The organism is Streptomyces sp. NBC_01314 (assembly GCF_041435215.1).
In the GTDB taxonomy this organism is placed as follows: Bacteria; Actinomycetota; Actinomycetes; order Streptomycetales; family Streptomycetaceae; genus Streptomyces.
This window is the reverse complement of record NZ_CP108394.1, coordinates 10,430,446-10,453,161: the sequence shown is the minus strand read 5'-3', so window position 1 is coordinate 10,453,161 and position 22,716 is coordinate 10,430,446. Positions and strand designations below refer to the sequence as shown.

The 22,716-nt window shown below is 72.4% G+C and carries 23 protein-coding genes; 5 read left to right on the top strand and 18 right to left on the bottom strand.

All coding sequences use genetic code 11. The features are described from left to right. Positions 1-72: 72 nt before the first annotated feature. From OG622_RS46005 to OG622_RS45965, 9 genes are read right to left on the bottom strand one after another with little or no spacing between them, the layout of a single operon-like run. Entirely contained in the window at positions 73-714 is a 642-nt protein-coding gene (locus OG622_RS46005; RefSeq protein ID WP_371583044.1) for a V-type ATP synthase subunit D, read from the bottom strand. Then, positions 714-2,273, bottom strand: coding sequence for a V-type ATP synthase subunit B (locus OG622_RS46000; RefSeq protein ID WP_371583043.1), 1,560 nt, complete (start codon positions 2,271-2,273; stop codon positions 714-716). Before OG622_RS46000 ends, OG622_RS46005 begins: the two co-directional genes overlap by 1 nt. Next, positions 2,270-4,033 carry a V-type ATP synthase subunit A gene (locus OG622_RS45995; protein WP_256960878.1) on the bottom strand — a complete coding sequence of 588 codons (1,764 nt, stop codon included), beginning with the start codon at positions 4,031-4,033 and terminating at the stop codon, positions 2,270-2,272. The genes OG622_RS46000 and OG622_RS45995 overlap by 4 nt, the downstream gene beginning before the upstream one ends. Continuing rightward, a complete protein-coding gene (locus OG622_RS45990) occupies positions 4,030-4,560 on the bottom strand; it encodes a V-type ATP synthase subunit E family protein (RefSeq protein ID WP_143677448.1) in 531 nt (176 codons plus the stop codon). The genes OG622_RS45995 and OG622_RS45990 overlap by 4 nt, the downstream gene beginning before the upstream one ends. After that, positions 4,557-4,772, bottom strand: coding sequence for a hypothetical protein (locus OG622_RS45985; RefSeq protein WP_256960879.1), 216 nt, complete (start codon positions 4,770-4,772; stop codon positions 4,557-4,559). The genes OG622_RS45990 and OG622_RS45985 overlap by 4 nt, the downstream gene beginning before the upstream one ends. Positions 4,773-4,783: 11 nt before the next feature. Then, complete coding sequence (locus tag OG622_RS45980; protein WP_086751947.1) at positions 4,784-5,203, bottom strand: ATP synthase subunit C; 420 nt, start codon at positions 5,201-5,203, stop codon at positions 4,784-4,786. Next, positions 5,200-7,089 carry a V-type ATPase 116kDa subunit family protein gene (locus OG622_RS45975; protein WP_256960880.1) on the bottom strand — a complete coding sequence of 630 codons (1,890 nt, stop codon included), beginning with the start codon at positions 7,087-7,089 and terminating at the stop codon, positions 5,200-5,202. The genes OG622_RS45980 and OG622_RS45975 overlap by 4 nt, the downstream gene beginning before the upstream one ends. After that, positions 7,076-8,101 carry a hypothetical protein gene (locus OG622_RS45970; protein ID WP_319066155.1) on the bottom strand — a complete coding sequence of 342 codons (1,026 nt, stop codon included), beginning with the start codon at positions 8,099-8,101 and terminating at the stop codon, positions 7,076-7,078. Before OG622_RS45970 ends, OG622_RS45975 begins: the two co-directional genes overlap by 14 nt. After that, positions 8,101-8,613: a hypothetical protein gene (locus OG622_RS45965; protein ID WP_179200853.1), complete on the bottom strand. Its 513-nt coding sequence runs from the start codon at positions 8,611-8,613 to the stop codon at positions 8,101-8,103. The genes OG622_RS45970 and OG622_RS45965 overlap by 1 nt, the downstream gene beginning before the upstream one ends. Before the next feature lie 180 nt (positions 8,614-8,793). On the opposite strand from OG622_RS45965, the gene OG622_RS45960 reads away from it, so the two are divergent. Next, on the top strand, positions 8,794-9,645 hold the full coding sequence (locus OG622_RS45960; RefSeq protein ID WP_086747207.1) for a CBS domain-containing protein: 852 nt from the start codon (positions 8,794-8,796) through the stop codon (positions 9,643-9,645). A gap of 327 nt (positions 9,646-9,972) precedes the next feature. Continuing rightward, positions 9,973-10,866: a universal stress protein gene (locus OG622_RS45955; protein WP_086747208.1), complete on the top strand. Its 894-nt coding sequence runs from the start codon at positions 9,973-9,975 to the stop codon at positions 10,864-10,866. Between the two features lie 146 nt (positions 10,867-11,012). Here OG622_RS45955 and OG622_RS45950 read toward each other — a convergent pair whose 3' ends face one another. Together OG622_RS45950 and OG622_RS45945 are read right to left on the bottom strand one after the other, a co-directional pair. Next, on the bottom strand, positions 11,013-13,409 hold the full coding sequence (locus tag OG622_RS45950) for a glycoside hydrolase family 65 protein (RefSeq protein ID WP_086747206.1): 2,397 nt from the start codon (positions 13,407-13,409) through the stop codon (positions 11,013-11,015). A gap of 60 nt (positions 13,410-13,469) precedes the next feature. Continuing rightward, entirely contained in the window at positions 13,470-14,342 is an 873-nt protein-coding gene (locus OG622_RS45945; RefSeq protein WP_086747205.1) for a universal stress protein, read from the bottom strand. A gap of 313 nt (positions 14,343-14,655) precedes the next feature. Here OG622_RS45945 and OG622_RS45940 point away from each other — a divergent pair, with 313 nt between their 5' ends. Next, a complete protein-coding gene (locus OG622_RS45940) occupies positions 14,656-15,117 on the top strand; it encodes a cyclic nucleotide-binding domain-containing protein (RefSeq protein ID WP_371583041.1) in 462 nt (153 codons plus the stop codon). 31 nt (positions 15,118-15,148) lie between these two features. Then, positions 15,149-15,826, top strand: coding sequence for a CBS domain-containing protein (locus OG622_RS45935; protein ID WP_371583040.1), 678 nt, complete (start codon positions 15,149-15,151; stop codon positions 15,824-15,826). Positions 15,827-15,904: 78 nt separating this feature from the next. On the opposite strand, the gene OG622_RS45930 is transcribed toward OG622_RS45935, so the two are convergent. Further along, entirely contained in the window at positions 15,905-16,864 is a 960-nt protein-coding gene (locus OG622_RS45930; RefSeq protein WP_256960257.1) for a nitroreductase family protein, read from the bottom strand. 76 nt (positions 16,865-16,940) lie between these two features. Continuing rightward, the gene (locus OG622_RS45925; protein ID WP_086747201.1) at positions 16,941-17,870 is read right to left on the bottom strand and encodes a pyridoxamine 5'-phosphate oxidase family protein; all 930 of its coding nucleotides are present in this window, start codon (positions 17,868-17,870) and stop codon (positions 16,941-16,943) included. A gap of 128 nt (positions 17,871-17,998) precedes the next feature. Between OG622_RS45925 and OG622_RS45920 the strand changes: the two genes are divergently transcribed. Beyond that, positions 17,999-18,661, top strand: a complete 663-nt coding sequence (locus OG622_RS45920) for a CBS domain-containing protein (RefSeq protein WP_086747200.1) — start codon at positions 17,999-18,001, stop codon at positions 18,659-18,661. Between the two features lie 133 nt (positions 18,662-18,794). Here the strand turns inward: OG622_RS45920 and OG622_RS45915 are convergent, their stop codons facing one another. The 5 genes from OG622_RS45915 to OG622_RS45895 all read right to left on the bottom strand — a co-directional run bounded on the left by OG622_RS45915 (position 18,795) and on the right by OG622_RS45895 (position 22,708). Continuing rightward, positions 18,795-19,253 carry an Hsp20/alpha crystallin family protein gene (locus OG622_RS45915; protein ID WP_086747199.1) on the bottom strand — a complete coding sequence of 153 codons (459 nt, stop codon included), beginning with the start codon at positions 19,251-19,253 and terminating at the stop codon, positions 18,795-18,797. Between the two features lie 134 nt (positions 19,254-19,387). Further along, positions 19,388-19,678, bottom strand: a complete 291-nt coding sequence (locus OG622_RS45910) for a DUF1876 domain-containing protein (protein ID WP_086747198.1) — start codon at positions 19,676-19,678, stop codon at positions 19,388-19,390. Between the two features lie 11 nt (positions 19,679-19,689). Further along, positions 19,690-21,090 carry a nicotinate phosphoribosyltransferase gene (locus tag OG622_RS45905; RefSeq protein WP_371583038.1) on the bottom strand — a complete coding sequence of 467 codons (1,401 nt, stop codon included), beginning with the start codon at positions 21,088-21,090 and terminating at the stop codon, positions 19,690-19,692. A 40-nt stretch (positions 21,091-21,130) separates the two neighbouring features. Beyond that, entirely contained in the window at positions 21,131-21,745 is a 615-nt protein-coding gene (locus OG622_RS45900) for a hypothetical protein (RefSeq protein ID WP_319066154.1), read from the bottom strand. Between the two features lie 141 nt (positions 21,746-21,886). Beyond that, on the bottom strand, positions 21,887-22,708 hold the full coding sequence (locus tag OG622_RS45895) for a universal stress protein (RefSeq protein WP_086749292.1): 822 nt from the start codon (positions 22,706-22,708) through the stop codon (positions 21,887-21,889). Positions 22,709-22,716: the final 8 nt, after the last annotated feature.

Here is a 22,716-nt window from a genome sequence, read left to right as displayed (position 1 = left end):
CCGGTGGCGTCGGCGATGACGCCTCAGGCGGTCTGCCGGACGGGGCGGAGCCACGTGCGGACACCAGCGGACTCACTCGGCGGCCGACCGGTCGTCCGCCGCGGCCCGGGCGGCCCAGCGTCGGCGGACGGCGTCCTCGTGCTCGCTCTGCTCCAGGGCGAGATCGGCCCGTGCGAGTTCTTCGCGCAGGCGGGGGATCCAATGACGTCGCAGGGCACGGACCCTGTGACGAGTGCCGATGACCTCCGCTCCCACCAGCTCGGCGGCGGCGTGTGCGACCGCGTACTCACCGGCGGCGCGCAGGGCACGGCGGTAGGCGGCCTCCGCGTGCACCAGGGCGGTGTTGGAAGCAGCGGCGGCGGTGGGTGCACGTGCGGGTACGGCGAGGGAAACCTCCGCCGGATGGCGTACCCCCATGGAGGCGGTCCAGTGAACCGTGACCCCGGCCGGGCCGATGCCGGCGGCGGCCGAGTCGAGTGCCCCCTCCCCGCTCAGGAGCAGTCCGCGCAGCAGCCAGGTCTCGGCCTCGGGCAACAGGTCGCGCCATGCCAGGGCAGCCGCTTCTTCGGCGCGCAGTAGTTGTTCGTGTTCGGAGCGCAGGATCCGGAGCTTCTGCTCCAGGAGGTCGGCACCCCGGACGGCGACGTCGAGGTTGTGCCGCAGGCGCAACCGTCCCGCGCGGCCGGGGGGTGTGCGGCGGGCGGCGCCTGTCATCAGGGGGCCTCCTCGGAGGGAGCCGTCGCCCTGAAGGATGCCTCCGCATCAGGCGCGGGCCTGCTGGATCCCTCGGACGCGGCTCCCTTCGACGTCCGTGCGCCCTCCCCACCGGTATTGGTCTCCCTCGCACCGTCCCTCGCCCCGCGTGCGTCGAGGAGTCGGGCGGGGAGCATGGAGAGCTGGCCACGCGGCAGGGCGAGCAGGACTCCCCAGGCGCGTTCCAGAGCGTCGTCGAGTGTGCGCGGTTCGTCGCCGCGCTGAGCGGCGAAGTCGCGCAGGAAAGCTTCGTCGAGGTCCAGGTAGCTGCGGTCGGTGGGACTCAGCGCCGACTCGCCGACCAGGTCCGCGAGGTCACGGACCTGCCGGGCCCGGGCCAACGCGGCCAGCAGTTGCGCCGCGACGTCGAGGTGGTCGGCGCGGGTGCGCCCGGGACCGGCGCCCTTGCGCATCAGACGGGACAGCGAGGAGAGGGCGTCCAGCGGCGGGTACACGCCCCGCGCGTGCGTCGCGGGGGACAGGACGATCTGGCCCTCGGTGATGTATCCGGTCAGGTCCGGCACGGGATGGGTGATGTCCCCCGCGGGCATGGTCAGCACCGGCAGCACGGTGACGGAGCCGGGCCGGCCCCGGATACGTCCGCAGCGTTCGTAGAGGGAGGCGAGATCGCTGTAGAGGTAGCCGGGGTAGGCACGGCGGGCGGGGATCTCCCCGCGTGCGGCGGACACCTCGCGCAGGGCCTCCGCGTACGTGGTCATGTCGGTCATCACCACGAGGACGTGCCGTCCTTCGGCGAAGGCGAGGTGCTCGGCGACGGTGAGTGCGATCCGCGGGGTGAGGATCCGCTCGATCACCGGATCGTCGGCGGTGTTCAGCAGCAGGACCAGTTCCCCGGCCGCCGACCGTTCCTCCAGCGCGTCGCGGACGAAGGAGGCGTCGGCGTGGGTGAGCCCCATACCGGCGAAGACGACGCTGAAGGGCTCCCCCGCGGCGGTGGACTGGGCGGCGATCTGTGCGGCCAGTTCCAGGTGCGGCAGTCCGGCCACGGAGAACACCGGCAGTTTCTGCCCGCGTACGAGGGTGGCCAGGGCGTCGATGACGCCGACACCGGTGAGTACCGGCTCGGACGGCGGCTGTCGCCGTACCGGGTTGACCGGGTTGCCGCCCACCTCGGCGTCGGACGGGCCGAAGACCGGTGGGCCGCCGTCGACGGGCTCGCCGCGGCCGTTGCAGACGCGGCCCAGCCAGCCCGTTCCGACAGGGACGCGCAGCGGGCCGCCGGTGAAGGCCGCCCGGATGCCCGTCGGGTCCATTCCGGAGGTTCCCTCCAGGACCTGGACGACCGCCAGGTCGCGGTCGGCGTCCAGGACCACGCCGTGCCGCTGTTCGCCCGACGCGAGGGTGATGCGTACGTACTCGTCCCAGCCGACCCCGGACACACCTTGGAAGACGGCGAGCGGGCCGCGGAGTTCGCGCACCGCCGTGTACTCGACGGCGCCGAACGGGCCTGGCGCGCCGACCTCCCCGGACGGGTCATGTCCACCGGACGGGCCCGTCATGGCCGCACCTCCTGAAGCCTTGCGAGCATGGCGTCCCGCAGGGCCGCCACGCCCGCCGCGTCATGCGGGCCGGTGTCCTCCCGGGCGCGCAACAGCGGGCCGAAGTCGACCGCCTCGACGGCGGCCGCCGGGACACCCGCGCTGATCAGCTCGTGGCAGCGGCCGGTGACAGTCAGTACCGCGTCGACCAGTGCGGCCGTCTTCTCAGACCCGCAGTAGGCGTCCCATTCGGACAGCGCGCTCTGCTGGAGCACGCCCTCGCGGACCAGCCGCCCGGCCAGCACGCCGATCCGCTCCCGGGCTGGCAGCGCGGCGATGCCGATGAGATCGACGAGATCGGCCAGCCGGTCGGCCTCCGCCAGCAGCGCCGCCACCTGGTCGCGTCGCCGGGCCCACGCCGGATCACCGGCCGCCCGGTGCCCGGCGGCCAGGACCGGTACGTCACGGGAGAAGGACCCCGCCCATGACACCGCCGGGTAGTGGCGGGCATAGGCGAGGTCGCGGTCGAGGCTCCACAGACAGCGCACGAACCGCTCGGTGTGTGCGGTCACCGGTTCGGTCAGGTCCCCGCCGGGAGGGGACACCGCGCCGATCACGGTCACCGAGCCCCGGTCGCCGCCCAGCGTCGTCACGGCTCCGGCGCGCTCGTAGAAGGCGGCGATCGCGGAGGCGAGAGAGGCCGGGTAGCCCTCCTCGGCGGGCAGCGCGCCGGTACGGGAGGCGAACTCGCGCAGCGCCTCGGCCCACCGGGAGGTCGAGTCGGCGATGACCACCACGTCCAGGCCCATGTCCCGGAAGTACTCGGCGACCGTCACGCCCGTGTAGATGCTCGCCTCGCGCGCCATCATCGGCATGTTGGAGGTGTTGGCGACGGTCACGGTCCGCTCGGCGAGCCGCCCGCCCGTGCGCGGATCCCGAAGCTCCGACAGTTCGGCGATGACGTCGGCCATCTCGTTGCCGCGCTCGCCGCAGCCGACGTACACGATGACGTCCGCGTCGCACCACTTGGCGATCTGCTGCAGCAGCACCGTCTTGCCCGTGCCGAACCCGCCGGGCACCGCCACCGTGCTGCCCCGGGCGACGGGGAAGAGCAGGTCGATCACCCGCTGGCCGGTGTTCAGGGCTTCCCGGGCGTCGACGCGCTGCCGCACCGGGCGCGGCCGACGGACCGGCCAGACGCCGCTGACCGGCACCTCCGTACCACCCACCACCGCCGCCACGTCGTCGCTCGCACACTCCCCCGGGGCGGCGACCCGCTCGACCGTGCCCGCGCAGCCGGGCGGGACGAGGATCCGAAGGCGTACGGGCCCGGCGTCCTGGATGTCACCCAGGGCCTGGCCCTCGGCAGCCTGCTCGCCCTCCGCCACCACCGGGGAGAAGGACCAGGTGCGTTCCCCGGCCGCCGACCGTTCCGCCCCCGGCAGCAGCCAGTCGCCACCGCCGGACAGCGGCCGCAGCAGGCCGTCGAAGATCCCGCCGAGCAGCTCCGGCCCCAGGCGCACGGACAGCGGGCGGCCCAGCGGGCGGGCCAGGTGCCCCGGAGCCAGGCTGCCGGTGTACTCGTACGACTGAGCGGTGATCACGTCACCGCTGATGGCCACGACCTCGCCGGGCAGTTCGGCCGGGCCGAGCGAGACCAGGTCGTACATCGCGACCCCGCCGGTGTACTCGGCCTCGACCAGCGGCCCCGCCACCCGCAGAATCCGGCCGGGCCGTTCCGCCGGATGCCGGGGCAACCGTGTGCCGGGTGCTTCCGTCACCGCTCCCACAGGCTCGTCACCTCCGCACTCATCCGGTTCAGGGCCCGGGCTGCCAGGGCGTCCAGCGTGCAGTCCACGCGCCGCCCCGGCGCGCGGGCCACCACACCGCCGCGGGGGTCCTCGGTCACCTCCGCGTCCGGGCCGAGGACGCGGCGGGCCCGCTGCTCCAGCAGCCCCCGTATCCAGGCGTAGTCGGCCGAGCGGTGCACCGCCCGCACGCGTTCGGTGGCGCGTTCGCGCAGCTCTTCGTGCATCTGTCTGCGAACGGACAACTGGCGGGACCTGGCCTCCCGCCGAGCATGGACGCGGATGTCGCGAGCGGAGGCGGCGCCGTCGGCTTCTCCCTGCCGGCGGGCGTCGTCGAGGATCTCACGGGCCTTGTGGCGGGCCTTGTCGATCAGTGCGGTGGCCTCCCGTTCCGCACGGGCGCCGACCGCTTCGGCATCGGCGTGGGCGGCGCGCAGCAGCTCGGCCCGTACCGGAGCCAGAGCGTCGTCGGTCACCCGATCGGTCTCAGGAGTCGTCATGGCGGCATCACGGCTGTCAGCGGTTGACCGCCCCGGGGTGGTTCCGGCAGGTCGAGGGCCTTGGCCGCGGCGGGGGTGAGGATCACCAGCTGCACGTCGTCGGGCAGAACGCGCCAGGTGCGGCGCACCGCGCGGGGGTCCTCCGCGACGAGGACCAGCACCCCGGCCAAGGCCAGTCCGGCCACGCGCGCCTGTTCTCCGAGAGCGGCCACGCGTCCCACGGTCACGCCTTCCCGATGAGAATGATCGCGACGACGAGTCCATAGATGGCGATGCCCTCGGCGAGACCGACGATGACCATCGCGCGGCCGAAGAGTTCGGGCCGCTCGCTGAGCGCGGCCAGCGCCGCGGCGCCGGTGTAGGCGACGGCGATCGCAGCCCCGATCGATGCCCCCGCCACCGCGATGGCCGCCCCGATCAAGGCGGCGGAGCCGGAGCCGGAGTCCTGCGCGGCCGCCGTGCTCGCGGCCGCCGCCTGGCCGCCGCCGAGCGCCACGGCCAGCAGGACGGCCGCTCCCACCAGCAGCAGGACGTCTGCGGCGATCATCGACCACAGGGCCGCCCGACCGGAGCGCCGCAGCAGCAGACGTACGGCGACACAGACCGCCGCGATGACGGGCAGGGTGATGAGCCACGTGATCACGCTTCCTCCTTGCTCGCTCCGCCTACCCCGCACGCCGTGAAGGGCGGGCTCGCCGCTTCGGTGAGGGTGGGTTCGGTGCGCTCTACGGGCAGGTGCCAGGGGCGGAAGGGACGGCCCTCGCCTGCGAAGACCCGGGAGAACAGCTCGTAGAACTCCAGCCGGAGTGCCTGGACTCCGGCGATCAGCGCCTCCAGCGCGAAGGTCAGGGCATTGCCGGCCAGGAACACGAGCACGGCCGCCGCGACGGCGACCGGTCCGCCGCCCGCCAGCGCCGTCGTGCCGTCCCACACGATCGACCCGAGCGCGGCATGGGTGAGGCCGAAGGCCGCCAGCCGGGCGAAGGACAGGACGTTGGAACCGATCCGGACGACCGTGTCGAAGAGCTGGACTGCGGTCTGCGCGACGCCACCGGGGCCACCTCCCGTGGCCGCGTACAGCCCCGAGCCGGACAACACCAGACCGGTGACCGCGACGATGATGCCCACCGCCGCGTATGCCGGACCGTGCAGCCAGACGTACCCGGCGATCAGGACCAGACCGAGGTAGAGCGTCGCACCGGCGATACCGGTGGTCGCGTACAGGGCGGACGCCGGGCCGTGCTCCCGCCAGCGGTTCACGGTCCCCGCGCCGTACGAGACGGCGAGCAGCACGGCCCCGAACCCGACCGCGGCGCCCAGCAGCCGCATGGGGTCGTCCAGCGGGTCCAGCCACAGCACGGGCAGTACGCCGGTCGGGCCGAAGAACTCGCCGTACGCCACCCCCGCCAGGGTGCCGGCCACCCCGGCGCCCGCCACGAAGGGCCACAGCGGGCGCAGCGCCGACGCCCGGCGGGGCCGCCCCGCGCGCAGCAGCAGGGCGACGGCGAGCAGCAGCAGCCCGTGTCCGGCGTCGCCGAACATCAGCCCGAACATCACCACGTAGACGATCCCGGCCGGCATGGTCGGGTCGAGATCGGCGTAGGGCACGGTCCCGTAGGTCCTGACCAGCGAGGTGAAGGAGCGGCGCAGTTCGCCCGGGGCACGTGCCGCACCGGCACCGTCGAGCCCGTCGGTGCCACGGGCCGACCCGGCGGCCGGAGCCGAGGCGCGGGAGGTCGCGGAGGCGTGTCCGGCGACAGTCGACAGCGGTGCGCCGCCCCGCCCGGTCGCGGCCGGGGCGGACGGAGGTGCTGTGCCGGGAGTGGCCGGCACACCCGGACCGGCCGCGCCCGGGGCCGCCCCGGCAGGCAGCGCGTGTCCCGGGCCGGAGATCACCCCGGGAGCCGTGGTGGCGGGGGACGTTTCACCCACGTCGGCCGCGCCTGCACCAGCCGCACGAACCGCGTCGGCCGACGCGGGTCGTGCGGGCGGGAGCGGTGTGCCGGGGGATGTCGTGGGAGCCCCCGCGTCGCGGGTGGTGAGCGACCTGGGCTCAGCGGGGCCGCTCGGCTTCGCCGAGCCGATCAGCAGGGTCGGCGGGTCGGTACCGCGTGGGGTGCGCAGCGGCATCAGTGAGCCGCCCACGGAGGCGATGTTCCGCCCCAGCGCGCCCACCTCGGCCGCAGGGCACCATCCGGCGAGTGCCGCGACGTGCCCGCGCCGGACCGCGGAGCTGAGACGTCCCTCCAACTGTGCCTCGCCGGCCAGCAGGTCCAGCCGCCCGTCACGCTCCAGGGCGTCGAGGTCGGGAGGGCAGGCGCTGAGGACGGCGTCCGCCGGGTCCGCGCGCAGCCTCTGGATCCGGAGTGCCGCCGGTCCTCGGGTGCCGGGCCCGCCGTCTTCGCCACGGTCGATCTCGACACAGCCGGCCTCGGCGATCCGCACCAGGGTGTCCCTCAGCGCCTCGTACGGCGCCAGGAGGGCCACCCTGCGCATACGGACGGGGGCCGCCCCCTCAACCCGGAGCACCGAGCACCTCCGCGAGCCGGTCCACCGGTCCGCCGCCCCGGGAGGCCAGTTCCAACGCGGCGCGTGTGTGCCAGGCGTCGGCGGACAGCACCGCGACGGCCCCCACCACCGGTGCGGAGCCGAAGCGGGAGCGGCTCAGCAGTTCGCGGCCGTCCCGGTCGAGTTCCGTCCACCACCGTGCTTCCGCCCGCCACAGGTCCGCCGCCTCCGTGGTGCCCTCCAGCGCCCATCTCGCGGGCGGCAGCAGCGCCTGCCGGAACTCGGCGTACGCCTGGGCCCGTACCGCTCGGGGGCCGAGCAGTCGGGCGGCCCGCAGGACCGAGACCTCCGGGACGGCCCGTTCGACGACGAACCGCTCCCGCCCGACCAGAAGGGCGAGCCGGCCCGCCGCCCAGCGCGCGGCCTCGGGCACGGCGGCGGCGAGACGCACAGCCGCTGAGACACGCATGCCGGTGGCGACAGCAGCGGGAGAATCGCCGCCCGGGTCGCCCCAGAGGGAGGACGCCAGCACGGAGCGCGTCTCGGACGGTGAGCGGGTGGCGACGAGCCGGGCCCATGCGGTCGCCAGCGCGCCCAGGCGGTAGGGGGCGGGCGGCGAACGCCTGCCCGGAGAGAGGGAGTCCGGATACGGGGGGTTCCCGTCGCGCCGCTCTCGGTCCGGCGCGGTGGCCACGCCCTGATCCGGGTCCGGCTCGACCAGCGTCCGCAGATGCCCTTCGGCGTTGGAGATCTCGAAACCCGCGGCGAGTGCGCGAACGGCGCCGGCACCGTCCGCCGACTGCCAGCCGGCGAGGATCCGCAGATGCCACAGCAAGGTCGCCGTCACCGCCCGCTGCGCTTCGGCCAGGGAGCCGCCCGGCGTGACGTCGTGGCGGTAGGCGGTGGCCGTCAGGTAGTGCAGCGCGTCGTCGAGCGTCCGGCACGCGGCGACCTCCCGGACACCGTCCGCGCCCAGACGTCTGGTGCGCAGGGCCCGTGCCCGGGTCACACCGGCCACGCGTGCCGAGCCCATCAGGGGTTGCCTTCCCCGCGTGGGCCACCGTCGGGAGCGGGGCTCGCGTCCGGCCCGCCCGGGGGTTCGTCCGTCGCCGCCTTCAGAGCGGTCAGGTCGTCGTTCACCAGTGCGGACACACGGTCGACGAGTGCGGGCATCCGGGTCACTGCCCGCTTCCGTACGGCGGCGGCCTCCGCCCCGGCTGCGGTGTGCAACTCCGCCGCCTCTTCCTCTGCCTCGCGAACGACACCGTCCGCGCTGCGGGCCCGTACGGCAGGTGCGCCCTCCCGCGCGGCCATGATGATCTCCGCGGCCTGCCGCTCGGCCTCGCGCCGCGTCCGCGTGGCATCCTGCTCGGCCCGCTCGCGTATCGCCTCCGCTTCCGTCTGTACGTCTTCGAGCAGGGCGAGCGGAGGTCCGAGCTCCGCCGCGAGCTCTGCGGAGCGGTCGGCCGGAACACCTCCCGGTGCGGCGCGACCGGGCGCGGCCGCCGGGCGGAACCGTGTCAGGAAGTCCCGGAAACCCACCATGAGTTCTCCTCACGGTCGCTCGCCCCCAAGTCTTCCTCCCAGTCTCCCTGCTACGGAGACGGATGTCCTGCCGCGCCCGGCTCGCCGGCCCTGTGCGCGGCCACGCGGCCTCGGGCAGGCCGGTGCGGCCGGTGCGACACTGAGGGGGAAGGTGGGGGCACCGCCGTTGTGGAGGTTGTCGTGAGTGACGTCGAACACCGCGCCGCCGCCGATGAGGCCCGCCACACCACACCGGGCCGTCCCTGGACACCGCGCGAGGAGCCGCGCCAGGACGCACTGCGGCGTTATCTCGGCGCCGTCGCCACCGCAGCGGCCACCAGAGCCGCCGAACGGCCCGTGGCTCCGGAGGACCCCAAGTCGTCCACTTCCCCGGAACGCCGGCCCCCTGCCCGAGAGCCGGGTGAGCTCTGTGTGCGCGACGTCATGCGGGTGCCCGCGGCCGCCGTCCCCGGCGACATGCCGTTCCTCGATGTCGCCCACACGCTCTCCCGCGAGCACGTGAGCGCCTTGCCGGTGATCGACGCCGAGGACCACGTGATCGGCGTGGTCTCGGAGTCCGACCTGCTCGCCAAGGCCGCCGTGATGGCCGAACCCCACCGGCACAGCCCGGTCGGCAGGTTCCGGCAGCACCGGCTCTACGAGAAGAGCCACGGTGACACGGCGGCCACTCTCATGACCTTCCCACCGGTCACCGTACGGCCGGGGCAGCCGGTGGCGGACGCCGCCTGGACGGCGGCGCACGCACGGCTGAAGCGGCTCCCCGTCGCGGACCAGCAGGGCCGGCTGGTCGGTGTGGTGAGCCGGGCCGACCTGCTGCGAGCCCTGATGCGCGACGACGCCGACATCCGTGCGGAGGCCGAGTCGGTGCTCCGGCGGCAGTCGCCGGTTCCCGCCACTGCCGAGGTGACGGTCGAGAACGGCGTGGTGACTCTGACGGGGAGACTGGACGAGGCACTCGCCGCGCGCCTCCTCGAATCGCTGCGGGACATCGAGGACGTGGTCGATGTCGTGGACCGCGTCGATGCCGTCTGACCGTTTCGGTCCGGCTGGGGCCAGTCGGCGCGTTCGCCGAGGGTTCGAGAAGCGGGAGAAGTCCGGCGAATCACTTCTGGCGTGGCGCGGGTCCACCGATGCTCCATGCGGTCACCGGGCGGACCCCAGGGCCGCGACCTCCCTCCTCTCCGCAAGGCTGCGTGCACTCTGTCCCGAGCGCCGGTCGGCGTCGTGAATTCCCGCCCCGGTCCTGTTCCCGCGGGGACGGGAGACGCCGGTCCCGGACGACGGCCGCTCGCTCCCTGTGGCAGCGGTGCATCGCCGGGGTGAGGCTTGGGACGAGGAGTGTTGACCGAGGGAGGCGCGGTGAGCGGTCTGGTGGTAGTGGGTGTGGATGGCTCGACGTCAAGTCTTGCCGCGGTCGAGACGGCGGCCCGGGAGGCCCGGTGGCGCGGGGCGGGACTGCGCCTGGTGCATGCGTTCGTCTGGCCCGCGACGCATGTGCCGTTGGATCCGTCGCCGCTGGGCACACCCGAGAGCGCGCTGCGGAACATGGTCGATATCGAGCGTCTGGTGGCCGAGGCGGTGGCGCGCGCCCGGACGGTGGCGCCGGAGGTGGACGTCACCCCTGCCGTGGTGAACGGTGAGCCGCTCACCGCGCTGGAGGCGCAGTCTCGTGCCGCGGAGCTGGTAGTCGTCGGATCCCGTGGCATGGGCGGATTCGTCGGGCTGCTGGCGGGGTCCACGGCGGTGCACCTGGCGGCTCACGCCCGGTGCCCGGTGCTGGTGGTCCGGGAGCAGCAGGATCCCGCCGGGCCGGTCGTACTGGGGGTCGACGGTTCCCCGGCCGGCGAGAGAGCAGTCGATTTCGCCTTCGCCGAGGCCGTGCAGCGCGCGGTGGGCATGGTCGCCGTGCACGCCTGGACTCCGTGGAACGCGCCGATGTCTCCGCCGCAGGACCCCTCCAAGCCGTACGCGAACGAGCCCGGCACGCTCACCGAGAGAGAGGAGCGCCTCCTGGCCGAGGCACTCGCGGGCCATCAGGAGCGGTACCCGGGTGTCCTGGTCGAGCGCAGAGTGCTGCGCGGCGGCACCCGTGAGGCATTGATCGAAGCAAGCGGCACCGCGCAGCTTCTGGTCGTCGGCGCCCGGGGGCGGGGTGGTTTCGCCGGGTTGCTCCTGGGATCGGTCAGCCAGGCCATGCTGCACCACGCGCACTGCCCGGTCGCCGTGGTGCGGGGGTCCGGCGAGCGGCGATGACGGTCCCCGCTTCCCGTGGCCCGGACCAGGGCGGGTACATCCGCGCAGCACGGTGATGTCCAGCGGCGCGGCCAGAAAGCGTGGGGCGGCCGACGTCCGGGCACCGGGCACACCGGGCCCTCACCCACTTCGCCCCGTCGGACGGATCAACTCGTCGGCAGCACGAGTGCGCAGGTCTCCCCCGGTGCGATGGTGACCGCCCGGTCGGGCAGTACCACGCGGATCGGTGATTCCTCCGAGTCGGGCACGTCGATCCGCAGGCGGCCGCTCCGCAGCTGTACGGCGACACCCCAGTGCCCGCGGTAGCACAGCGAGAATCCGTACTCGGAGAGCGTCGGAAGGGGCACAGGGTCCAGCCACAGCGCGTCCTCGCGGGTCTCCAGACCGGTCAGGCCTCGTTGGACCAGGTCAACGGTGCCGGCCATGACGCCGAGGTGGATGCCTTCGCCGGTCGTGCCGCCCTGGAGGTCTGCGATGTCCGCCTCAAGGGCCTCCTGGCAGTACTTCCACGCCTCGGCCCGTCTGACCCGTGCGAGGACCCACCCATGGACTAGGCCGCTGAGTGTGGAGCCATGGCTGGTGCGTCGCAGGTAGTAGTCGACGGTCCTGTTCCAGAGCTCGTCGTCCAGTCCGTACCCGAGACGGTGGAAGAGCCGCTGGAGCTCGACGGGCGAGAAGAGGTAGCCGAGCATGAGGACGTCGGCCTGTTTGGATGCCTGGTACCGGTTGACCGTGTCGCCCTCCGCCTCGAGGATCCGGTCGAGGCGCCGGATGCTGTCGTACCGCTCGCGGTAGGCGTCCCAGTCCAGCTCGGCGAGGTCACCGTAGCCGTCGAACTGGCTGATGACACCCTGGTGGTGGGGCACCCGCAACCGCCGCGACACCTCCTCCCACTTCGGGAGTTCGTCGCCCAGCCGCATGCGCTCGACCAGTTCCTGCCGACGCCATGCCGGAAGGCGCCGCAGAAGTTCCAGGGCGCGGCCGAGGACCCAGGCGGCGGTGACGTTGGTGTACGTGTTGTCGTCCAGACCGGGCCGCGCGGCACCCGGGTAGCTGTCGTGGTACTCGTCGGGGCCGACCACTCCACGGATGCGGTAGCGACCCGACTCGGGGTCGAACACCGCCGTGTCCGCCCAGAAGCGGGCGACCTGCAGCAGCATCTCCGCGCCCTTGGTGTGCAGGAATTCGGTGTCGCCGGTGGCCTCGCAGTACTGCCACACGTTGTAGGCGATCGCCGAGCCCACGTGGTGCTGGAGCCGGGAGTGGTCCGGCAGCCAGCGCCCGGAGCGGGGGTTGAGATGCAGCTGCTGGGTCTCCTCGCGACCGTCGCTGCCGCTCTGCCACGGATACATGGCCCCGGCCCTGCCCGCCCGCGCGGCCGCCCGGCAAGCCTGCGGGAGACGTCGGTGACGGTAGGTCAGCAGTGCCCGGGAGACTTCCGGGAAGTGCAGGTTCAGATACGGCAGCACGAACAGCTCGTCCCAGAAGACATGGCCGCGGTAGGCCTCTCCGTGCAGCCCTCGGGCCGGTACGCCCACGTCGAGGTCCGCGGTGTTCGGTGACAGCGTCTGCAGCACGTGGAACAGATGCAGGCGCAGGACGCGGCCGGCCTGGCCGGGTACCCGGATGTCCGCGCGCCGCCACAGGCGTGCCCACGCGGCGACGTGGGAGTCCATGAGGGCAGGGAAGTCCGGGGCGGCGGAGACCCGGTCGACCGCCGCTTCGAGGGGGTTGCCGATCGCCGTGTCGCGGGAGGTGTGCAGCGCCACGGTCTTGTCCACGACGACGGGGCGGCCCGGAGCGATCGGGATCACCAGGCGGTGGGCGGCTCGGTGCCGAGCGGGACGGAGCTCCGACGAGTCCGGAGGCTGTCCGGTGACGACGGTCCGGGCCGCCATGGCGATGCCGATGTCGGAGCTGCTGGTGCGACAGCGCAGCCACACCGTGTCGGTGCCGGCCGCCCCTGTCCGTACCCGCACCAGGTGGCCTCGGTTGAGGGACCGGTAGCGGTGCACGTTGGCATTGATCACGTCGCCGTCGAGGGCGGAATCGATCTCGATCTTCCCCGACCAGTCCTCGGCGGTGAAGACGGTCCGCAGCGCGGCCAGGTGGGGGTCGGCCATGTGCACCAGGCGGATCTGTTCCACGCCAAGCACACCGGCCTCGTCGTCCCGGTAGCGGAACGTGCGGGTCAGCGTGGCCCGGCGCGTATCGAGAGTGTGCCGGTGGTCGAGGAGGGCGCTGGTGTCCGGGGAGAACCACGGGCCCGCCGTTCCCCGGGCGGAACGCGGACGGAACCTCAGGAGCAGCCAGTTCGGGAGATTGACCAGGTCCTCGTTCGCCACCTGCCGCCCGGCCACGGTCGACTCCAGGCGGTTGTAGCACCCGGCCGCGTAGGTCCCGGGGTAGTGCGTCAGGCCCGCCCTGCTCTCGGGCACCGCCCCACGGGTGGCGAAGTAGCCGTTGCCGAGCGTGCACAGCGATTCCCGCAGGCGTTCGGCAGCGGGGTCGTACCCCTCGTACTCCCAGATCCACTCCGGCATCCGCCGCCCTCACCCCTTCCTCCATCAGACGGAACAGGAGCGCGCCCGGCACATCGGCGGTCAGGCTCGCTGGGGGACCACGGCGACCGGGCACTCGGAGTGATGGAGCAGGACGTGCGCGACCCTGCCGAGCTGCAGACCGAAGTGGCCTTGTCGCCGTAGGGCACCGACGACCATCAGGTCGGCGCGGGCCGATGCGGCCAGGAGGACCTTGTGGGCGGAGCCTTCGACCGGCCGGCGGTCCACGTCGACGCCGGGATGATCCCGTACGGCCTCGCGCAGCGCGTCCGTGAGGGCGGCCGAAGCCCGTTCCTCGTACGCATGTGTGCCGTCCGTGAGGAGGGGGTGGTCCGGGTGCTCATGTGCCGGGCGGCGCCAGGCCCGTACGGCCTCGACGGCGCAGCCGCGCGCCTCGGCCTCGCGGAAGGCGAACCGTACGGCGCCCGAGCCCTCGGTCGGGTCGCCGACTCCGACCACCACTCGCCCGAAGGTCCCCCGCCGGCCCTGCTCCGAGCCACGGACCACGACGACCGGGCACACGGCGCGGGCCGCGACCGTGAGGCCGACCGACCCCAGCAGCAGCCCGGTGAGCTCGCTGCGGCCACGGGAGCCGGTGACCAGGGCGCGTGCCTCGTGCCCCGCCCCCAGCAGCGCGGACACGGCGTCGTCCGGCAGTACCTCGCCCGACACCTTCACCTCCGGCCGACGCCGCTGGGCGCGTTCCGCGCTGGACGCGACGATGTGCTCCGCCATGACCTGTTCGGCGGGACGGTCGGTCCCGAAGGACGGGCGGCCTCCCTCGTAGCGCTCCCACAGGGAGGCGTACACCAGGCGCAAGGGCAGACCGTGACGTGCCGCCTCGTCCGCTGCCCAGTCGACAGCCTGAAGACTGGAATCCGACCCGTCGACCCCCACGACCAGCGGGAGCTCCATCGTCCCCACCGCCTTCCTTCCGGCCTTCGAGAGCACCCCCATGAATACCGTCGCACCGCCCAGGGCTCACCGCGACAGGTGGATCGCCCCTGTAGTGGGACCTCGACCCCAGGTGCCGCAGTACCGATTTGCGGCGATGGTGGGGATACGGCCACGAGGAACGGAGCGATGAGTACCCGCGGCCGACGCGAGTGGACGCCGCCGAATCTCACCTTCGAACACCGGCGGGCCGCATGGCGAGACGTCCGGGGGCGAGGGCACCAAGTCCGGGCACCAAGTCCCTCTCGAGTTCGGCCCGGGAGAAGGGAAGGCCATGGTGGCTGCGAGGACCGGCGTTTTCGGCGCTCTGCTCAAGGATCATCGCGATCAGCTCATGTCGCTCGCCCATGAGGTGTCCTTCGAGACGGGCGAGCGCGTATTCGACGAGGGCGGGAAAGCCGACCGCTTCTGGATCATCCGCACCGGCACGGTCGCTCTGGATCTTCACGTGCCGGGACGGCGCGCCGCGGTCATCGCGACGCTGGAGCAGGGAGAGCTGCTGGGGTGGTCCTGGCTGATCCCGCCCCGGCGCTGGCACCTGGGGGCCGAGGCCGCCAGCCCGGTACGTGCCTACGAGTTCGACGCGTCGGCGGTCATGGAGATGTGCGGGAAGGACCCCGTGCTGAACCAGGCGCTGTACACCTATGTCGCCGGTGTGATCGCCGACCGCCTCAGGGCCACTCGTGTACGGCTGCTCGACCTGTACGCGCCCTACGGCGCCGGCCCGATGCCCTGAACAAGGCGGAGCGGAGACGAGGAGGTCCGAGATGCCGGAGACCCCGCACATCGTGAGCGATGTGATGACTCAGACGGTGGTGGCCGTCGGGCGCAACGCTCAGTTCAAGGAAATCGTCCGGACCATGGAGCAGTGGAGAGTCAGCGCCCTGCCCGTTCTGGAAGGTGAGGGACGTGTCATCGGGGTCGTCTCCGAGGCCGACCTGCTGCCCAAGGAGGAGTTCCACGAGGGGGACATGGGCCTCTACGAGCAGCGGCAACGCCTGCCCGACGTCGCCAAGGCAGGTGGGTTGACCGCGGAGGAACTCATGAGCACCCCCGCCATCACGGTGCATTCCGACGCCACCCTGGCGCAGGCCGCGCGCATCATGGCTGTGAGACACGTCAAGCGGCTCCCTGTGATCGATGGCGAGGGCATGCTGCAGGGCATCGTCAGCCGCGCCGATCTGCTGAAGGTGTTCCTGCGACCGGACGAGCAGATCGAGGAGGAGGTCCGCCGCACGGTGATCGCCTACCTCTTCCCCGCGTTCAGCCACGCCATCCACGTGAACGTACGCGAGGGGGTCGTCACCCTACGCGGCCAGATCCACGACACCTCGCTCGTCTCGGTCGCCGCTCGCCTCATCCGTGCCGTGGAGGGCGTCGTGGACGTCGAGTCCCACCTCACCGGCGCGTCCGCCACACCCACCGGGCCCGAAGACGCTCGATGACGGGTCCGAGGCGCGACATGGAGAACGCCCCCGGCCACGACGACGGTGCCGCGCACTGAGTGGCGGCGCCCTGGCCCGTCACGGCCGGATGTCGAGTACGTCCGGCACCGGGCGGCGCGGTGTACGGGGCCCCTCGGGCCCGTATCCGAGGCGCAGCACCATCTGTACGCGGCCACTCCCCGCTACCGGGTCGCGCATCGGCCACCGCAGGTCGGTCCACTCCAGGGCCTGGGTGGCGAAGGAACTGGACAGGCCTTCGAGGGTGGCCACCAGCAGTACGCGTTCCATCGCCTGACCGGCACGCAGCCAGTCCTCAGGGCGGTCCTCTACGGTGCTGAGAAGGGCCAGTTGGGGAGACCTCTCGAACTCGGTCGCGCCACGTCCCGTCACCGGCCTGGTTCCGGCGAAGTCCCGCATCGGGGCCTTGCCACCGCGTTTACGCGGTCCGAAGGCGTACTCCGGGACCCCCTCAGGAGCCGTGGTCCCGGACGAGCCGTCAATGCTGGTCCAGGCCGCCAGGTCCGCGTCGCTTTCCTCGTCCGTCCGATTGCGGGCCTCGGCCTCCTCGATCAGTTCCAGCACCTGCTGCAGATGCCATGAGGTGGGGAAGGTCAGTACGGCTCCCTCACGGTGGGCGGCGACGGCGAGCGCCGCGCGTACGGCCTGGGAGATCTCCGTCTCCTCGAACGGGAAGCGGCTGGTGTGCCTCTCGTGAATCGCCGGATACAGCGTGGCGAGGTCCTTCTCACCGCTTCCGGTGTCGGCCAGCCGCACGGCCGCGAGCAGCGCCCGGTCGGCGGGGTCGGGCAGCAGGCGAGTCGCCGGATACCAGCCCCCTTGAACGGCCGCGACCCGCAGGTTCATCAGGGCGGCGGCGCAGCCGAGGTGGAGGCCGCGGGTGTCGGGGTCGGCGTGCGGCAAGCCACGGCCGAAATCAGCTCGGACGTGGAAGGTGCGGCTGCCCTGGAAGTAGTCGAAGTGCCACGGCTGCGCGTTGTGCATCGACGGAGCGGCTGAGGCGTCGTGAACCAAGGCCATCACACGTTCTTCAGATGGTGCTCGAGGAATCATCGGAGCCTCCCTCCGTGCGTCGGAACGGCCGCAGGGGACCCGCTCACTGGTCGGCGGGACTGATGCGGCGCCCCGTGAGGCGCTGGGGAATGATCGACACCCACATCTCGCGTTCGCCCCCCGGCCACGGCGTGGTGTGGGCACGATCGGCCAGCCGGCGCACGGCGTCGGGCTCCGTGACAACCCTCGCGGGGCCGATGGCGAGCACGCTCCAGCCCTGGCTCATCGCCTCGTCCACATGGTCGACCTCGAAGGCGACTTCCGAGCCCACGGCAGCCGCGGGTACCGACTCGGGTGCGGTCCGGAAGGCGATCGTGTCGTCGACGACCTCGTAGTTCACCGGGACGACCGCCGGACCCTCTGCGGTCGACACCGCGACGCGGCCCACACCATGGGTGGACAGCAGGGCGCGACATTCATCGGGCCCCAGTTCCCGCAGCCGAGGGTGGAGGAGTGCCTGGCCCCGGCCCGGCGGCAGATCGATACCGGCCCCGCGCAGTGCTGTGGCCGTCGTACCCAGCGCGTCGGCCAGTCTGATCAGGCTCCCCACGCTCGGGTCGGCCGGCTGTTCTTCGAGGTATGCCAGGTAGTCCGGCGCCATTCCGGCACGTCGGGCTGTTTCTGTCCGGCTCAGCCCCTGGCGCTCGCGTTCGGTGGCCACGCGCCGACCGATGTCCCCGGGGTTGGGGGCCACGCTCAGCGGGGTCGTCTCCGGCACCACACCCGCCTCCTCCGCACCCGCCTCCTCCGAGCTCGGCCGGGAGGGCTCGGGGGTCCCGGGCTCCCGCTCGAAGTGTCGGACGTGGGCATCGGGCCCGGGGAACACCAGCGTGACCTGGTTCGTGTCCGACCAGCGCACATCGTAGGGAGGTGTGCCATCCGCATGGTGGAGTCCGACGATCTCTCCGTCGCGCCTGGTGGCACCGGTGGCCGGGCCCTCTATGACGAGTTGGTCGCCGAGGTGAGCTCGCATGATCGCCGCCCCTTCCTCAGAATGTTCCTGTACCCAACGTGCCACGCGCGACAGGCCGCCGCATGGGATGAGAAGCCCTGATCCGGGCCGACGCGGCTTGACCACGTGCCCCGGAAGAAAGGCGCGACATGCACCACCGAACGGTCGCAGAACTGATGACCCGGGACGTCGTCCGTGCGCCACGGGACCTGCCGTTCAAGGAGATCGTCAAGCTGCTCTCGGAGAACGACGTCACCGCCGTACCCGTCGTGGACGAACGGGACCGCCCCCTGGGGGTGGTGTCCGAGGCCGACCTGCTGCGCAAGTCCTCGGACCAGACCGATCCGTCCGGTCTGACCCCGATTCCGCATCTGGAGGCGTGGGAGCGGGCCAAGGCCGAAGGGACGAAGGCCGAGGAACTGATGTCGGCCCCCGCGGTGTGCGCGCGTCCGGAGTGGAGTGTGGTCGAGGCGGCCCGCCTGATGGAGGTCCACCACGTCAAGCGGCTGCCCGTCGTGGACGAGACGGACCGGCTGCGGGGCATCGTCAGCCGCGGCGACCTGCTGCGGATCTTCCTGCGCCGTGACGACGCCATCCGCGACGAGATCACGCGGGACGTACTCCGGCGCACGCTGTCCCTCGCGCCCACGGATGTGACGGTCGAGGTACGTGAGGGACAGGTCTCCCTCGGCGGATCCGTCGAGTTCAAGAGTCTGGTCCCCATCATCGAGCGGCTGTGCCGGAGCGTCGACGGCGTGGTCTCGGTCTCGCAGCACATCGCGTACCGGACCGACGACGCCACCGGCGCGTGAGCCATGCCGGCCAGGGCCGGAGCAGGGCCGACGGCGAGACGGTCGGCCCTGCGTGGATGGCACGCGAACACCGGCCTGCCGCAGCCCGCGCAACCTCGGCGCCAGCCCTTGGCAGCCGGGTCACGCCCCTCGCTCAGCCGCTGATCTCGATACGCTGCGGCTTGGACTTCTCGGCCTTCGGGACGCGCACGGTGAGGACTCCGTCGGTCAGATCCGCGCTGATGTGCTCGGGGTCGGAGTTCGGCGGCAGACTCGTGCGGTAGTCGAACTGCCCGATGTGGCGGGTGTGCCGCCGGACCACACCGGTGCGTTCCTTCTCCTTGATCTTGCCGTGGACATCGAGTTCGCCGTTGGCGACCTCCACGGTGATCTGGTCCTTGCTCACGCCGGGGAGTTCCAGCTCCACCAGATACGCGTCCTCGGTGTCCTCGACTTCGGCCAGCGGCGCCCACGCCTCGGGCGTGCCGAACTCCCCGGCACCGGGGAACGCGGACTGCATGAGCCGGTCCATCCGGCTGTGCAGATCCTCGAGTTCGCGGAACGGGTCCCACGCGGGGACAGCGCTCCTACTGCGACGGACAGGCAGTGTCATCGGTCATCCTCCTCACTTCCTTGTGGGGCGACAGCCCACCACTCCTCGGGCCGGGGCTGCTGCTCACTGAGCGGGGTTCCCGGACCGGCACCGGCACCCCCGCGAGGTTGTCCAGGTTGTTTCGCCGTCGGCGGTCACATGGGCCACCCGGCGGCCTGCTGGGTGCGCGAGCCGGTCCGGGAAGCACCCATGCCTTCGATGTCCTGCTCGGCGACCTTCACCAGTTGCGCGGAGAGGTCGCGCATGGCCCGGCCGGCCGCCAGCTCGTCACCGATCTCCGGCACGTCCGTGTCCGCCGGGTTGCAGTGCGCGACCCCGTGGCCGGTGAGTGTCGTGGCTCCGGTGTCCAGCACCACACGGGCCTTCGTCGTTCCCTCCTCCTCGAAGAGGTGGAGACGAACCTTCCACTCCACGGTATGCGGCATCGCTTTCCTCCTCACCTCGGTACGGAACGCTGCGATCCGTAGGTGCTTCGCTCCGGGTTCCGCCAACGGGCGGCGGGTGCCTGCGTCTGCTCGGCGATGCGGCGTCGGACCTGGTCGGTGAGCGCGCTCAGCTGCTCGGAGGTCGTCGCCCGCGGTGCCACGGGGGCTCGGATCCGCCGGGCCACCGGTGGCAGCACGGCAAGATCGGCGGCGAATCTCTCCCGACTCTCGCGCAGGGTCGGCGGCTTGCCTGTGCGCCGTCCGTCCCGCATCACCGTCTCCAGCAACGACCTGCCGTCTTCGGGTGGCCGCTCGTCGGCAAGGCCGATCACGTCGTCGAAGCCGGCGCGGCGGAACACCTGTTTCCGCCCGGGTGCCGTCACTTTCGCGGAGGAGAGCTTCATCATCGGGCGGCCGTCGTACTCCACCAGCTTGTAGGCCGAATCCAGATACGGGGCGTCCGCCGAGACGCCGACGCGGGTACCGACGGCGTAGGTGTCGATCGGCGCGCCGGAGCGGATCAGATCGTCCACGGCGTACTCGTCGAGACCGCCGCTGGCGACGATCCGTACGTCCGGCAGGCCGGCGGCGTCGAGGACGGCGCGCGCCCGTACCGCCAGGGCTCCGAGGTCGCCGCTGTCCAGTCGGATCGCCGAGCCGGGCCCGCGGGCCGCGTGGTCGAGGTCTCGCAGGACACGGGCCGCGATGCGGACGCCGGTCTCGGTGTCGTACGTGTCCACCAGCAGGGTGACCGGGCCGGGGTGAGTCCGGGTGAAGGCACGGAACGCAGCCTCCTCCGTCGGATGCGCCTCCACGAACGAGTGGGCCATCGTGCCGACCGCCGGCACGCCTTCAGCCGTCGCCGCGGCCACGTTGCTGGTCCCGGCGAAGCCCACCAGCGCGCTCAGCCGGGCAGCCTGATAACCGGCCTGTGGGCCATGGGCGCGCCGCAGGGAGAAGTCGACGACCGGGTGTCCGGCTGCGGCGAGCACGCATCGCGCGGCCTTGGAGGCGATCGTCGTCTGATGGCTGAGCTGGTTGAGTACGTACGTCTCGGCCAGCTGCGCCTGGGGAAGCGGGGCGGTCACCTCCAGCAGGGGTTCTCCCGCGAGCACGATCCGCCCCTCCGGCACCGCCCGCACCTGGCCGGTGAACTCAAGCCCGAGCAGCGGCTCCAGATCCCGGGCCGGCCGGCGCAGTGCCGCGGCGAATGCGGCGATGTCCTCGGAGCCGACACGAAGTCCGGCGAGGTAGTCCAGGGCCGATTCCAGTCCCGCCGCGACCAGGAAGCCGCGGTCGGATGGCAGCTCGCGGACGAAGAGGCTGAACGTCGCCGGGGCTGTCATCCCCTCACGCAGATACGACATCGCCATCGTCACCTCGTACAGGTCGGTGGTCGTCGCGTCGGACATCGCCCTCACCTCCTTCGGGACCCCAGCGGCCCACGGCCGGTCATCCGCGGAAGCGTGCCGACCACTGGGGTTCCACCAGGTCCCACTCGGCATCCCACCGCGCGTACCTTCCGCGGTCCAGCACCTTGCGCACGCCCGCCCTCGCCGCGCAGACGCCGGTGGCCACCGCGAGCGCCGCCATGCCGCCGACCAGCCAGCCGGTGGCTGTCGCGTTGCCCGCGCTCATCGGGGGATGGGCGACAGCGCCTTCCCGGTCCAGCCAGATTCGTGCGGTCGATCCCTTGGCCGTACCCGACTTCACGAGTGCCGTTCCGGTCCTTTCCTCGCCCTCGTTGTCGGTCCATCGAACCCGCGTCGGTTGCAGCGCGCCTTCCGCGCCGTCCCCCGCTCCTTCGGCGTCCGACAGCAGCCGGGCAGTGACCTGATGCCGCTCCGCGGCCTGTGCCCGCACGGTGTCCATGTTGGACTCGTACGCGGTCCGCCCCGCGCTCAGTGACGCCGCCGGCAGCCCGAAGAGGAGGACGACCATCAGGAAGCGGAGGACCCAGGACTCGATCCTGTCGGACGTACGCCTCAACGGGTTCGCGCCCCCGGCCAGGTGCTCCTGGCGCGGCGGATGGGCGCTGGACGGGTTCGGCGAGCCTTGTGCACTCATGGCCTGGCCTCCAGCCGTCGCTGGTCGGTTCCCCTACCACGATCGACCGTCAACGGATCCGGGTCAAAGGGCCGAAGGTCCCTGGGGGAGGCCACCCGGGCCGGCAGAGCCGACGGGCCACGAGCCCCGGGTCGGTAACCGTCATATCTGCGGAACGACCGCGGCCGGACAGGGCGCATGATGCAGCACCGCGTGGTTGACAAGGCCCAGCTGGAGACCCGTGTGCCCATGTCGCCTGCGGGCTCCGACGACGAGCAGGTCGGCGCGCGCCGCGGCGTTCAGAAGTGCCTGCCGGGCCGACCCCTCGATCACCCGGCGGCTCAGCGAAACGTCCGGGTATCGCTCGGCGGCACCCCGCAACGCGTCGTCGAGCACCTGCGCCGGCGGGCGCCGGTGGGCCTGCGTGGAGTACCCGGACAGGGGCGGGGGCTCGGCGAGAGCCCCGAGCGGGGCGTTCCAGGCGTGCACCGCCACCAGCCGACAGCGCCGCACGTGGGCCTCGCGGAAGGCGAACCGCACCGCCGTACCGCTTCCCTCCCCGTCCTCGACACCGACGACGACGTTCCCGAACCGGGCGTTCCCGTACTCCGCTCCATCGCGCACCACGACGACAGGGCAATCGGCGTGCGCCGCCACGGCCAGACTGACCGAGCCCAGCAGCAGCCCGGCGAGACCCCCGAGCCCTCTGGACCCAAGTACCAGCGCGAAGGCGTTGCGCCCCTTGCCGATCAGGGCGGACACCGCGTCCCCAGACAGCACCTCGCTCGACAGCCGTACCAGGGGAGCGACCTTTCTTGCCCGCTCCGAGGCGGAGGCGATCAGTTCGTACGCCTCGTGGTCCGGGGCCGCCGCATGCACGAGGTGAAGCGGCACATCGTGGCGGACCGCCTCACCGGCTGCCCAGTCAACGGCCTCCAGACTCGCCTCGGACCCGTCGACGCCGGCCACCAGGGGAATCACCACTTCTTTCA